This is a genomic window from Lutibaculum baratangense AMV1 (genome assembly GCF_000496075.1).
Lineage (GTDB): Bacteria > Pseudomonadota > Alphaproteobacteria > Rhizobiales > Tepidamorphaceae > Lutibaculum > Lutibaculum baratangense.
Genome location: NZ_AWXZ01000018.1, coordinates 100491 through 112213 on the forward strand (window position 1 = coordinate 100491; position 11723 = coordinate 112213).

The 11723-nt window shown below is 69.6% G+C and carries 12 protein-coding genes; 4 read left to right on the forward strand and 8 right to left on the reverse strand.

Annotated elements, in window-relative coordinates; translation table 11 throughout:
- Positions 1-123 precede the first annotated feature (123 nt).
- The 4 genes from N177_RS20975 to N177_RS07555 all read right to left on the reverse strand — a co-directional run bounded on the left by N177_RS20975 (position 124) and on the right by N177_RS07555 (position 4391).
- The gene (locus tag N177_RS20975; RefSeq protein ID WP_244444247.1) at positions 124-2763 is read right to left on the reverse strand and encodes a DNA translocase FtsK; all 2640 of its coding nucleotides are present in this window, start codon (positions 2761-2763) and stop codon (positions 124-126) included.
- A gap of 154 nt (positions 2764-2917) precedes the next feature.
- A complete protein-coding gene (locus N177_RS07545) occupies positions 2918-3139 on the reverse strand; it encodes a SlyX family protein (RefSeq protein ID WP_023431694.1) in 222 nt (73 codons plus the stop codon).
- The gene (locus N177_RS07550; RefSeq protein WP_023431695.1) at positions 3132-3917 is read right to left on the reverse strand and encodes a M48 family metallopeptidase; all 786 of its coding nucleotides are present in this window, start codon (positions 3915-3917) and stop codon (positions 3132-3134) included. The genes N177_RS07545 and N177_RS07550 overlap by 8 nt, the downstream gene beginning before the upstream one ends.
- Before the next feature lie 90 nt (positions 3918-4007).
- Positions 4008-4391 carry a DUF2852 domain-containing protein gene (locus N177_RS07555; RefSeq protein WP_051402288.1) on the reverse strand — a complete coding sequence of 128 codons (384 nt, stop codon included), beginning with the start codon at positions 4389-4391 and terminating at the stop codon, positions 4008-4010.
- Positions 4392-4656: 265 nt separating this feature from the next.
- On the opposite strand from N177_RS07555, the gene N177_RS07560 reads away from it, so the two are divergent.
- Entirely contained in the window at positions 4657-5490 is an 834-nt protein-coding gene (locus N177_RS07560) for a hypothetical protein (RefSeq protein WP_023431697.1), read from the forward strand.
- A 30-nt stretch (positions 5491-5520) separates the two neighbouring features.
- Here the strand turns inward: N177_RS07560 and phaZ are convergent, their stop codons facing one another.
- Positions 5521-7101 carry a polyhydroxyalkanoate depolymerase gene (gene phaZ, locus N177_RS07565; protein WP_023431698.1) on the reverse strand — a complete coding sequence of 527 codons (1581 nt, stop codon included), beginning with the start codon at positions 7099-7101 and terminating at the stop codon, positions 5521-5523.
- A gap of 114 nt (positions 7102-7215) precedes the next feature.
- Positions 7216-7377: a hypothetical protein gene (locus N177_RS21630; protein ID WP_023431699.1), complete on the reverse strand. Its 162-nt coding sequence runs from the start codon at positions 7375-7377 to the stop codon at positions 7216-7218.
- A gap of 171 nt (positions 7378-7548) precedes the next feature.
- On the opposite strand from N177_RS21630, the gene N177_RS07570 reads away from it, so the two are divergent.
- Positions 7549-8907: an ActS/PrrB/RegB family redox-sensitive histidine kinase gene (locus tag N177_RS07570; RefSeq protein WP_023431700.1), complete on the forward strand. Its 1359-nt coding sequence runs from the start codon at positions 7549-7551 to the stop codon at positions 8905-8907.
- A gap of 22 nt (positions 8908-8929) precedes the next feature.
- Positions 8930-9490: an ActR/PrrA/RegA family redox response regulator transcription factor gene (locus N177_RS07575; RefSeq protein ID WP_051402290.1), complete on the forward strand. Its 561-nt coding sequence runs from the start codon at positions 8930-8932 to the stop codon at positions 9488-9490.
- 2 nt (positions 9491-9492) lie between these two features.
- Here the strand turns inward: N177_RS07575 and N177_RS07580 are convergent, their stop codons facing one another.
- Both N177_RS07580 and N177_RS07585 read right to left on the reverse strand, forming a co-directional pair.
- The gene (locus N177_RS07580; RefSeq protein ID WP_023431702.1) at positions 9493-9966 is read right to left on the reverse strand and encodes an MmcB family DNA repair protein; all 474 of its coding nucleotides are present in this window, start codon (positions 9964-9966) and stop codon (positions 9493-9495) included.
- Complete coding sequence (locus N177_RS07585) at positions 9966-10310, reverse strand: c-type cytochrome (protein ID WP_023431703.1); 345 nt, start codon at positions 10308-10310, stop codon at positions 9966-9968. The genes N177_RS07580 and N177_RS07585 overlap by 1 nt, the downstream gene beginning before the upstream one ends.
- A 247-nt stretch (positions 10311-10557) precedes the next feature.
- Between N177_RS07585 and N177_RS07590 the strand changes: the two genes are divergently transcribed.
- Entirely contained in the window at positions 10558-11715 is a 1158-nt protein-coding gene (locus N177_RS07590; RefSeq protein WP_023431704.1) for a glycosyltransferase family protein, read from the forward strand.
- Positions 11716-11723: the final 8 nt, after the last annotated feature.

Below are 11723 nucleotides of genomic sequence, written 5' to 3' on the forward strand. Positions count from 1 at the left end.
GGGCAGCCTCGGGAAAACTCGGGAGACTGCTTGATAGGCCCGCAGGTCCGGCGGCGCAACCGGGGGACGTCCGCGGACGCGGCCGAGCCGCGCCCGCGCGCGGGGCTTCCTCGAGGCCGCGAGCTAGCTCCGGCTCCCCTCGTCCATCAGGATCTGGCGCTTGCCGGCATGGTTCGCGGGGCCGACGACGCCTTCCTCCTCCATGCGCTCCATCAGTGAGGCGGCGCGGTTGTAGCCGATCTGCAGGCGGCGCTGGATGTAGGAGGTGGACGCCTTCTGGTCGCGCAGCACGACCCTGATCGCCTGCTCGTAGAGATCGGCCGATTCCTCGCCGAAGGAGCCGCTGTCGAAGACGGCCGCGTCCTCGCCCGGGCCGGCAGGCGCGCTGTCGTCGTCACCGTCGTCGGCCGTCTCGTCCGTCACCTCCTCGAGATAGGTCGGCCGGCCCTGGCGCTTCAGGTGCTCGACGACCTTCTCGACCTCCTGGTCCGACACGAACGGTCCATGGACGCGGGTGATGCGGCCGCCGCCGACCATGTAGAGCATGTCGCCCGCGCCGAGCAGCTCCTCCGCGCCCTGCTCGCCGAGGATCGTGCGGCTGTCGATCTTCGAGGTGACCTGGAAGGAGATGCGGGTCGGGAAGTTTGCCTTGATCGTGCCGGTGATGACGTCGACGGAGGGCCGCTGCGTCGCCATGATGAGGTGGATGCCGGCGGCGCGGGCCATCTGGGCGAGGCGCTGGATCGCCCCCTCGATCTCCTTGCCCGCGACCATCATCAGGTCGGCCATCTCGTCGACGATGACGACGATGTGCGGCAGGGCGGCGAGATCCATCTCGATCTCGGCGTGCTCGGGCTGGCCCGTCTCCTTGTTGAAGCCCGTCTGGACCTGGCGGCGGATGACCTCGCCCTTCTCGCGCGCTTCCGCGACGCGGGCGTTGAAGCCGTCGAGGTTGCGCACGCCCAGATGCGCCATCTTCCGGTAGCGGTCCTCCATCTCGCGCACCGCCCATTTCAGAGCCGTCACAGCCTTGTGCGGGTCGGTGACGACGGGGGTGAGGAGATGCGGGATGCCCTCGTAGACGGAGAGCTCGAGCATCTTGGGGTCGATCATGATGAGGCGGCACTCCTCCGGCGTGCGCCGGTAGAGGAGCGACAGGATCATCGCGTTGACGGCGACCGACTTGCCCGACCCCGTCGTGCCGGCGATCAGGAGATGCGGCATGCGGGCGAGGTCGGCGATCAGCGGCTGGCCGCCGATCGTCTTGCCGAGGCACAGGCCGAGCTTCGTCTTCGAGGTGGCGAAGCCCTCGTCGGCCAAGAGCTCGCGCAGCCACACCGTCTCGCGCTCGCGGTTCGGCAGCTCGATGCCGATGATGTTGCGGCCCTCGATCACCGAGACGCGCGCCGACACCGCGGACATGGAGCGGGCGATGTCGCTCGATACGTTGATGACCTTGGTGAGCTTGAGGCCCGGCGCCGGCTCCATCTCGTAGAGCGTGACGACAGGCCCGGGATTGGCGTCGATGATCTCGCCGCGCACGCCGAAATCCTTCAGCGTCTGCTGCAGCTTGTCGGACATCTGCACGAGATAGTCCTCGGAGTGCTCGAAGCGCGGCTCGGCCTCGGGCGGCAGCGAGAGGAGATCGAGGGAGGGGAACTCGTACTCCCAGACCGGCTCGTAACGGGCGACGAGGCTCTGCTCGGGCGCGACGGTGGCGGCCTGCGCAGGCGGCTCGGCAGGGACGGGCGGGGCGGCTTCGCGCGCCGCAACCTCGTGCGGCTCCGGCGTCGCCTCGGGCTCCGAGCGCACGGGCGCTTCGTTCGCCGCCGGGGAGGCCTCTGCCTCGGACTGCGACGAGGTCACGCCCTGAGAGGGCTCGGCCGGCGCCGGCGTGCCGTCGCTTCCGCCCACGGGAGTTGCCGCTTCGGAGGCGGGCGCCGGGAGGGGCTGCGGCACCGCGGCCATCATCATGCCCGACCAGCTGTAGGAGGTCTGGATGTCTCCCCACGGCAACGCCCCGAGGAGGCCCGGCTCGCGACGTTCCTCGTGTGTCCCGGCCCGCTCCGGCGAGGGCTGCGCAACCGGCGCGGGCGCCGCCGCCTCCTGCGGCTCCTCCGGCGCGTGGAACCGCGCGAGGCGGGGATCGAGGACGTAGCTGTTGTCCTGCTCGGGGACCGGCGCGGGGGGCTCGTCGAGGCCGATCCGGATGAGCCGGGCGAGATGTGCGAACGGAGCGGGCGCAGGGGCCTCCGTCGTCTGCGCCTCCGCCTCTACGGCGGCGGCCGCGACGGGCGCCGCCTCACCGGAGGTGGCGGACTCGCTGGCAGGCAAAGGCTCCGCGACGGCTTCCGTCTCGTTCGAGGGCGCCGTGTCGGCCCGCTCGCCGCGCCCGTTGCGCAGCACGTCCGGCGTGCGGGTGAAGCGGGCCTTCGTCGGCAGCGAGAAGGCAGAGAACCATTGCGGCTCGTCCGAGGGGGATGCAGCCGTCAGTTCAACGGCGAGGTCGGGGGGTGTCGCTCCGGTTCCCACCCCGGCGCCTCCCATCTGCCACGCGCTCTCCATGAGGTGACGGCGTTCGGCGAAGACGCGATCGGGGGTGCGGCCGAATTTGACGTTGCCTCCCGTCGCCCGTTCCTGGGCGGGCTTGCCCTTCGCGCCCTTGTGGGCGCCGGGCGCCGGCCTGGACGAGAGGTCGGAGCCGTCGTTCCTGGTGCCGTTGCCGGAGTTGCGAGAACCGGAGGAGGATTTGGAATAACGCATACACACACCGCGGGCTGTGGCGGATAAAACCGCGCGCATTTCGGTCGCCCTTTGTTAGCCAAATCAGCGTTAATGAACGGTTTGGCGGCGGCGCGTGCGGGACGCTTGTCCACAGGCGTGGCTTTCGGGCCGCATCGGGCGGTGTGGCAGGCAGTCAGTAGTGGGGCGGCTTCTCGCTCGGGACAGCGCCCGCGCCAGACGCTTCCTCCACCTCCTGCAGGCGCTCGCCCAGCCGGGCGAAATGCCGCTTGAGAGCGTCGATCTCCCGCCATTGGGCAGTGATCGTCTCGTTCAGCTCCTCGATCGTCTGCTGATGATGCGCGACGGTCTCCTCGAGAGCGTCGCAGCGCGCTTCGAGCTCGTCCCGCTCAGCCATGACTTCTCTCCCCCGATCCCGCGACCACGTAGCGATGAAGCGTGTGCCCGTTCACCTTCAGCCAGGCTTCGGCAGCGTCGGTTTCGGGATCGAGCCGCTTCACGAGCCGCCAGAATGCCGGACCGTGGTTCATCTCGCGGAGATGGGCCACCTCGTGGGCCGCGAGGTAGCGCAGCACGCTCGGCGGCGCGAAGATGAGCCGCCAGGAGAAGGAGAGCTCGCCGCGAGAGCTGCAGGATCCCCAGCGCGTGCGCGGGTCGCGCAGGATGATGCGGCCGGCAGCAACGCCTAGCGTCTCGCAATGCCGGCAGACCTCGCGCTCGAGGTCTACCCGCGCCTCGGACTTGAGCCAGCCCGCCGCACGCCTGGGCAGCGCCCGCGGGTCGCCCGGAACGAGGATTTCCTGCGGCTCGCCATCGCCGCCGACGATCCTGACATGCCCACGGATGCCTGCGTGCCGCAGCCTGTGCGGCACACCGCGCAGCGGGATCGTCGCGCCGTCGTCGATCGGGATGCGGTCGCCGACCCGGGCCAGGGCGCGGTCGAGGAAGGTGCCCTGGCGCGACGCGAACTCGAGCGCGTGCCGGATGCTGGCCGCGGCCGGCACCGTCAGGAGTGGCACGCCCGTCGCGGCGGGCACGGAGAGGCTGATCCGCCTTGCGCGCCGAGACCGGCGGAGCGTCAGCCGCACGATGCGCCCATCGATCTGGAGCTCGACCGTCTCCTCCTCGGAGGCGGAGCGAAGGGACGAGCGTGGTCGGCGGAGCGAATCGAGCATGAGGCGCATTATGGGACCGGCCCGGACACAACGAAATGGGCGCGGAAGAGGCCTTCCGCGCCCATTCTCAGATAGCGTTCCGCGTCCGCCTCAGTAGGCGTGGGCTCCGCGGCTCTCGACCGCCGTCGAGACCTCGCCCTGCGCCCCGCGGGAGCGCTCGCGGCGCTCGCGCATGAACCGGTCGAACTCTTCGCGGTCGCGCGCCTTGCGCAGCTCGCGCATGTAGACCTCGAACTCGTGTGCCTCGTCCTCGAGGCGACGGCGCTCCCGCTCGAGCCGCTCCAGTTCGCCGCGGCGATAGTCCTCGAAGGCCTCGTTGCCGGTCGAGGCCGAGGCGGTGAAGGGCCTGGTCATGCGGGCGGTCGTGAAACCGGAACGGTTTCTCTCCCACCACTCGACCATCTGCTCGCCCCAGCAGATCCAGGCGAGCATGGCGATGCCGAGCGGCCAGAAGGTGACGAAGCCGAGCACCATCAGCGCGATGCTGAGCGGCGTCCAGGCCGGCTTGATCGGATAGTTGTGCTTCAAGGCAGGTCTCCCAAGGTCAGCGTCCCCCAACCGAGATGGGGGGTCGCCCGAGGCCGTTCAAGATCGGCCGCTGCGGCGCCGGACTCGCCGCTGCTGGTGTGGGATCGGTTGTCTTCTGGAGGGTGGCCGGTCCATGGTCCCGGGCTGACGGTTTCGCCCGCAACCGCGGCCGGAACAGGCATTTCATGCGCGAATCGATGGGAGAAAGGCGGTGAACGAGCTCGAGGTTCAGATCCTGGGCATGTCGCGAAGCGGAAACCACGCCATCTCGAACTGGATCTATCAGCAGTCCGAGAACCCGAAAGTCGTCCTGAACTGCGCTGAGGGGAAGACGAACCCCTTCCTCACCTGCCGCCCGCTCGGGTCCGGCAGGCCCTGGCGCGCGGAGCCCGGCATCGACCTCGAGGCGGAGGGACAGGGCCGCCTGACGCGAAAGGCGGCGCTGATCCACACCTACGAAGACAGCTGGTTCGGCCACGCCTTCAGCACGCAGCTGAACCAGGAGCACGACCGTTGGGTCGGCCCCTCGCGCCGTCGCGTCCGCCTTCTGGTGTTGCGCGATCCGTTCAACCTGTTCGCGAGCCGGATCCGCATGGGCTGCGACCTGTCGAGCCACGTCGCGCAGCGCATGTGGAAGCAGCACGCCCGCGCCGCGCTGGGGGGCGGGAGCGCGCGGCCGGCCGGCCTGCGCGTCGTGCTCTACAATCGCTGGGCCGTCGATCGCACGTATCGCCGCGACCTGGCCCACGCGCTCGGGATCGCGTTCACGGACCAAGGCGCGAACGAGGTGCCGGACTGCGCCGGCGGCAGCTCGTTCGACGGCACGGCGTTCGACGGGCGGCCCGAGCACATGGCGTTGGCCGGGCGTTGGCGCCGGTATGCGGACGCGCCAGACTTCTGGCGGATCTTCGACGAGGAGACGCTCGCCATGAGCGAGCGCCTGTTCGGTGAGGCGAGCTTCGCGGGCGCGACCGAGGTCGTGGAGGCGCTCGCCTTCGCGAGGAGGTCGCCGGAGCCGCCGGAGGGAACGGCCCTCGCCGCCTGAGCGAACCGGGAGCAGCCAAGAAGGCGGGCGTCAGCCCGCGTTCTCGGCTGCCAATGCCTGCGCCTGCTCGACCCACTTGTCGCGGTCTATCTTGCCCGGCATGCCGAGAGCCGCCTCGATGCTTCGGGTCGTCGCGTCGTCGAGCTCGGCGATCTGCCAGAAGTGAAAGATCCCGTGGTCGTTGAGGCGGGTGGATATGCGCTCGCCGATGCCCCTGATCCGGGTCAGGTCGTCGGCTGCACCCTGCGGCTCGTCGAGCAGAAGGCCGCGACTGACGTGGAAGCCGAGCGTCCCTTGCGGTGCGGCGGTCACGTCTTCCGCGAGGGCCGGAGCCTGCGGCTCCGCCCGCTTCTGTCGCGCCGCTTCCGCCATCGCCTGATGGGAGCGCATGAAGTCTGCGATCCGCGGCACGATCTCCGACCTGAACCGGGAGCCGTTGAAGACGCCGTAATGACCGACGCGCGGCTGCACGTAGTGCATCTTCATCTCGTCCGGCAGGTTCGTGCACAGCTTGTGCGCGGCCTTCGTCTGGCCGAGCCCGGAGATGTCGTCGCGCTCGCCTTCGACGGTGAGAAGGGCGACGTTCCTGACCCTGGAGCAGTCGATGCGGTCGCCGCGGTGGTACATCTCTCCCTTCGGAAGCGCGTGCTCGATGAACACGGTCTCGACCGTCTGGAGGTAGAACTCCGCCGTCAGGTCCATCACGGCGAGGTACTCGTCGTAGAACTCCCGGTGCTTGTCGGCGGAATCGCCGTCGCCGTCGACGAGGTGCCGGAAGAGATCCCGGTGGGCGGTGACGTGACGGTCGAGATTCATGCTCATGAACCCCGACAGCTGCAGGAAGCCCGGGTAGACCTCGCGCATCATGCCGGGGTGCGGAAACGGCACCCGCATGATGACGTTGCGGCGGAACCAGTCGATGTCGTGGCTCGCGGCGAGCTCGTTGACGGCGGTCGGGTTCTCGCGCGTGTCGATCGGTCCGCCCATCAGCGTCATCGTGCGCGGGACGTACGGATCCTCACGCGATTCCATCGCCGCGACCGCCGCCAGCACCGGCACCGACGGCTGGCAGACCGCCACGACATGGCAGTCGCCGCCCAGGAAGTGGAATATGTTGATGAGGTAGTCGATATAGTCGTCGAGGTCGAAGCGGCCGTCGGCGAGCGGCACCATCCGGGCGTCGGCCCAGTCCGTGATGTAGACGTCGTGATCCGGCAGGAAGGCTTCCACGGTGCCACGCAGCAGCGTCGCGTAGTGGCCGGACATCGGGGCGACCACGACCACCTTCGGCCCCGGCTTGGCGCGGGCGCCGAGCGCCTTCTCGAAGTGAACGAGCCGGCAGAACGGCCGCTCCCAGACGACCTCCTCGCGCACCTTGACCCGCGCGGCGCCCGTGAAAGTCGAATCGAGTCCGAACTCGGGCTTGCCGTAGCGGCGAGTCACGCGCTCGAAGACCTCGAGCGAGGCCGTCAGGTTCTTGCCCAGAGGCGTCTGCGACAGCGGGTTGAGCGGGTTCCTGTAGAACAGGCGCGTCGCGTCCGCGAATATACGCGCCGGACTCAGCGCCGCATGGGTGAACTCGTACCAGTGATAGGGTGAGGTGATATCCACCAAGGGCCGCCCTCCGGTTGCCGCGGACGGCGGGACGCCGTCTCGCGCCCATTGACGCAATGCAACAGGCTATGCATGCGCCTGCGAGAATACAAGGCAGCCTTCACAATAGCGTCAGCGGCTTTCTTCCCGGTAAAGGCGCCGGGTGGCCTCTTCGCTCTTCTGGTGAAGCTCCGGCGAGCGCCGGCGATTGCGCATCATGCCGTAAGCGATCACGATTCCCATAATAATGACGCCAATCCCGACAACCGCCCACAGAATCTGGCCTTCCATCATGTCACATCACCTTCTGTCTTCGGCTCGAGCGCGGCTCTGGCGCGTCAAGCGGCTTCGTTCTCGATATGAAAGAGAACGGCGCTGAGCGAAGATAGGTTTCGGTGCAACGGGCGGGGCGGCAAGTCCTCACCATGATTGACGGGCGTCTCGCGTCGGCGCAAACCGGCGGCCATGTCGTGGGAAACAAGCCTTCCTGAGGATTTCGCGCTCGGTGCCGCCCGGCTGCGCATGCGCACGCTCGTCCGGCTGCGCTGGATCGCCGTGCTCGGCCAGTCGGCCGCCGTCCTCTTCGTCTATTCGGTGCTCGGCTACAACCTGCCGATCGGCCTCTGTTTCGCGCCGATCGCGCTTTCGGCGTGGCTCAACCTCTTCCTCAGGATCCGCTATCCCTCGGGGCACGAGCTCTCCGACAACTCGGCGACGGCGCAGCTCGCCTACGACCTCCTCCAGCTCGGCTTCCTGCTGTCGCTGACCGGAGGGCTGGTCAATCCCTTCGCGATCCTCTTCCTCGTCCCCGTCGTCGTCTCGGCCGGCGCGCTGCCGCTCCTGAACACCGTGCTGCTCGGCGTCCTCGCTCTGACCATCGCGTCGATCGTCGCGATCTTCCATCTGCCCCTGCCATGGGCGCAGGGCGACGCGCCGCCGCTGCCGCCGCTCTACATCGCGGGCATCTGGCTGGCGCTCGCCTGCGGGCTCGCCTTCATGGTCACCTATGTCTTCCGTGTCGCCGCCGAGAGCCGGCAGACGGTCGACGCGCTGGCGGCGGTCGAGCTCGTCCTGGCGCGCGAGCAGCATCTCTCCGCGCTCGACGGCCTTGCGGCCGCCGCGGCCCACGAGCTCGGCACGCCGCTGGCGACGATCGCGCTCGTCGCCCGCGAGCTCGAGCGGGATCTGCCGCAAGACGGGCCGCAGGCCGAGGACATCCGCCTCCTCCGGCAGCAGGTCGAGCGCTGCCGGGGCATCCTGCGCGAACTCGGCTCGCTCGGCTCGACGCCCGCCGGACCGCTCGCCCGGCTGACCCTGCACGAGCTTCTCGACGAGGTGGCCACGCCCCACCGCGCGATGCGCGCGATCGAGATCGAGCTCGACGGCGAGGCGCCGGAGCCGACCTGCCCGCGCAATCCCGCGATGCTGCACGGCCTCGGCAACCTCGTCGAGAATGCCGCCGACTTCGCGCGGCAGAAGGTGAGGCTCGTCGCCCGGTGGACGCGCGTCGAGGTGGCGATCGAGATCGTCGACGACGGTCCGGGCTTCGCGCCGGAGGTGCTGGACAAGGCGGGCGAGCCCTACGTGACGACGCGGCGGCGACGCGGCGATGCGCTCGAAAGCGGTCTCGGCCTCGGCCTGTTCATCGCGAAGACGCTGCTCCAACGCAACGGTGCCCAGGTGGCGGTGGCGAACGATCCGGAGGGGGGCGCACGCATTTCCTTGACTTGGCGGCGCCCCGTGTTCGAAGGAGATGAGACGGAAGGCTACGCGCGGGCGCCGATGCGCGTCGGGCCCTACCGAGATCCGACGTCGGAGGGGTGACGTAACAGCGGACATGGACGTGATGACCGACACTTTCGAGGACAAGATCAGGTCTCTCGACGATCGCTCGATCCTGATCCTGGACGACGACCGGCCGTTCCGCAGTCGCCTCGCCCGGGCCCTGGAGAAACGCGGCTTCGATGTGACGGAAGCGGAGACGGTGGCCGAGGGCGCGGCCGCGGTCGATCGGGCGCCGCCGGCCTTCGCCGTGGTCGACATGCGGCTCGAGGACGGCAGCGGGCTCGACGTGCTGCGCGAGCTGAAGGAGAAGCGCCCGGAGGCGAAGGCGATCATCCTCACCGGCTACGGCAACATCACCACCGCCGTCAGCGCGGTGAAGCTCGGGGCGGTCGATTACCTCGCCAAGCCCGCCGACGCCGACGAGATCTGCGCCGCGCTCTTCGCCGGTCCCGACGGGCGGCCCGAGGCGCCGGAGAACCCGATGTCGGCCGACCGGGTGCGCTGGGAGCACATCCAGCGGGTCTACGAGCTTTGCGACCGCAACGTCTCGGAGACGGCCCGGCGGCTCAACATGCACCGACGGACGCTGCAGCGGATCCTGGCGAAGCGCGCGCCGAAATAGGGTCATTCGATCTCGCCGAAGCCCGAGCCGGGGTCGTGCAGCCCGTGCAGCCGGGCGGCCGCGAGCCTTCCGAAGCGCAGCGTCATCGCCCGTCTCGTCGCGGGCGCCATCCGGTGCTCGGGCGCCTCGCGCACGATGCCCGCCCCGAAGGCGTCGGCCACGATGAGCCCGGCGTCTTCCGCGAAGATCTCCCGCGGCACCTCGTGCGTGCAGGCGAAGAACAGCCGGTCGCAGTGCCGGCGGTAGGCGGGCCATTTGCGGTCGCTGCGGTAGTCGGCGACGCAGGACTTGATCTCCACGATCCAGATCGAGCCGTCCGCGGCCAGCGCGACGAGATCGGCGCGGCGCCCGGAGGCGAGCGGCATCTCCGTCAACACCGCATGTCCGAGGCTTCGCATGAGCCTGCCCACGCCGCGCTGGACCAGGAGGGCCGTCTCCGACTGCCGGCCATCGATCGGTATCGCGAGCGCTCCCATCACCGGCGCTCGAGCTGGCCCAGATAGGCGAGGAGATCGTCGATCTCCTCCGGGGGAAGCTCGAACTCGGGCATCGGGGCGTCATGCGCCACGACGATGCCCTCGGCCAGCGCTTCCTGAAGGTGCTCGACGGGGTAGCGCGTGACCACCTCGCGGAACGGGGGCGCGTCGGCGAGCGGGCTCTCTCCCTCCAACCCGATCGCGTGGCAGCGCGAGCACATCTCCTCGGCGAGCGCCTCGCCGCGCGCGATGTCACCCGGCCGCGGCGCCTCCTGCGCGGGGGCGGTGCCCGGCAGAAGGAGCACGAGCGACGTGCAGGTGAGAATGGTGCGTAACCGCCACATCGTGTGTTTTCCCTGCGTTGATCATGGGTTGAGTACCTTAACAGAGTCGGCTTTTCGACCGCGAGCCACTATTCGGAAGAGAGGTGGCCGGACGGTGGCGGCCGGAGCGGAACTGCTTCAGTTCGCCTTTCGTTCTGTCAGGGGGTTGGGTGCGGCGCAGACGGGCAAACCGGCCTCTCGGGGACGGCACGCCGGGTGCGAGGGGCCGCGGCCGCCCAGCCTATGCTTGGAGGAGTGCGGCGGCCCGATGAAGGCTCTCATCTACGTTCAGCATCTCCTGGGCAGCGGCCAGGCGGTGCGCATGGCGGGCCTTGCGGCGGCGCTGTCCGAAGCCGGCGTCGAGACGGTGCTGGCGACGGGGAGCCGGCTTCCGCCCTTCGCCCGCGACGGGACCTACGAGGTGGTCGAGCTTCCGTTCGCGCGGGCACGCAACGCCCTCGCATCTGCGGTCGTCGACGATCGCGGCACGGTGATCGACGACCGCTGGCGATCGCGCCGCAGGGCGCGCCTTCTGCACCTCTTCGAAGACATCCGGCCCGATCTGCTCGTGATCGAGGGATGGCCGTTCGGGCAGCGCCACTTCGACTTCGAGCTCAACGACCTGGTTGCGGCGGCGCGGCAGCGCGAGGCGCCGCCGCTCGTCGTCTGCGCGCTCGCCGATGCCGTGCCGTTCGCAGGTGACGGCTCGGTCGAAGCGGGTATCATCGAGCGGATCCGCAACGGGATCGACCTCGTCCTCGTCAACGGCGACCCGCGCTTCCTGCCGTTCAAGGCGAGCTTCGACGCCGCCGGCGAGATCGAGGACGGGCTCCTCTACACCGGCTACGTCCATCTCGGCGAGGATGCGCCGAGCACGGCGGGACCCGACGGCGCGGGAGAGATCCTCGTTTCGTGCGGCAGCGGGGCCGTGGGCGACCTCCTGTTGACGACGGCTCTCAAGGCGAGGCCGCTCAGCGGCGCGCGCGACCTGCGCTGGCGGCTCCTGATCGGGAACGACATGGACGACCTCATGCTGAGCCGGCTGGCGAGCGAGGCACCTCCGGGCGTCGTTGTCGAGCGGGCGCGGCGGGACTTTCCGAACCTCCTGAAGCGGGCGCGGCTGTCGGTCAGCCAGGCCGGCTACAACACCGTCGCGGACCTCCTTGCCAGCGGTTGCCCCGGCGTCCTCGTGCCCTTCGCGCGGGGCGGCGAGACGGAGCAGACGCTGCGCGCCGCGGCGCTCGCGCGGGCCGGCGCGGCGATCGCGGTGGAGGAGTTCAACCTGTCGCCGTCGCGGCTCGCCGCCGCCGTCGACACGGCACTCACGCTCGAGAGGCACGATCTGGGCGTGAAGCTCGACGGCCTGCGCGAAAGCGTGAGGCAGTTGCTGGCGCGCGCGCCGGGAGAGGGCTGGAGCGCCGCCTGAGCAAGGCG

Coding starts and splice junctions, on each gene's coding strand:
- N177_RS07555 (WP_051402288.1), bottom strand. CDS start 4,391: ATGGTGCTCGGCTTCGTCACCTTCTGGCCGCTCGGCATCGCCATGCTC.
- N177_RS07570 (WP_023431700.1), top strand. CDS start 7,549: ATGTCGTGGGAAACAAGCCTTCCTGAGGATTTCGCGCTCGGTGCCGCC.
- N177_RS20975 (WP_244444247.1), bottom strand. CDS start 2,763: ATGCGTTATTCCAAATCCTCCTCCGGTTCTCGCAACTCCGGCAACGGC.
- N177_RS07585 (WP_023431703.1), bottom strand. CDS start 10,310: ATGTGGCGGTTACGCACCATTCTCACCTGCACGTCGCTCGTGCTCCTT.
- N177_RS21630 (WP_023431699.1), bottom strand. CDS start 7,377: ATGATGGAAGGCCAGATTCTGTGGGCGGTTGTCGGGATTGGCGTCATT.
- N177_RS07590 (WP_023431704.1), top strand. CDS start 10,558: ATGAAGGCTCTCATCTACGTTCAGCATCTCCTGGGCAGCGGCCAGGCG.
- N177_RS07550 (WP_023431695.1), bottom strand. CDS start 3,917: ATGCTCGATTCGCTCCGCCGACCACGCTCGTCCCTTCGCTCCGCCTCC.
- N177_RS07580 (WP_023431702.1), bottom strand. CDS start 9,966: ATGGGAGCGCTCGCGATACCGATCGATGGCCGGCAGTCGGAGACGGCC.
- N177_RS07575 (WP_051402290.1), top strand. CDS start 8,930: ATGACCGACACTTTCGAGGACAAGATCAGGTCTCTCGACGATCGCTCG.
- N177_RS07545 (WP_023431694.1), bottom strand. CDS start 3,139: ATGGCTGAGCGGGACGAGCTCGAAGCGCGCTGCGACGCTCTCGAGGAG.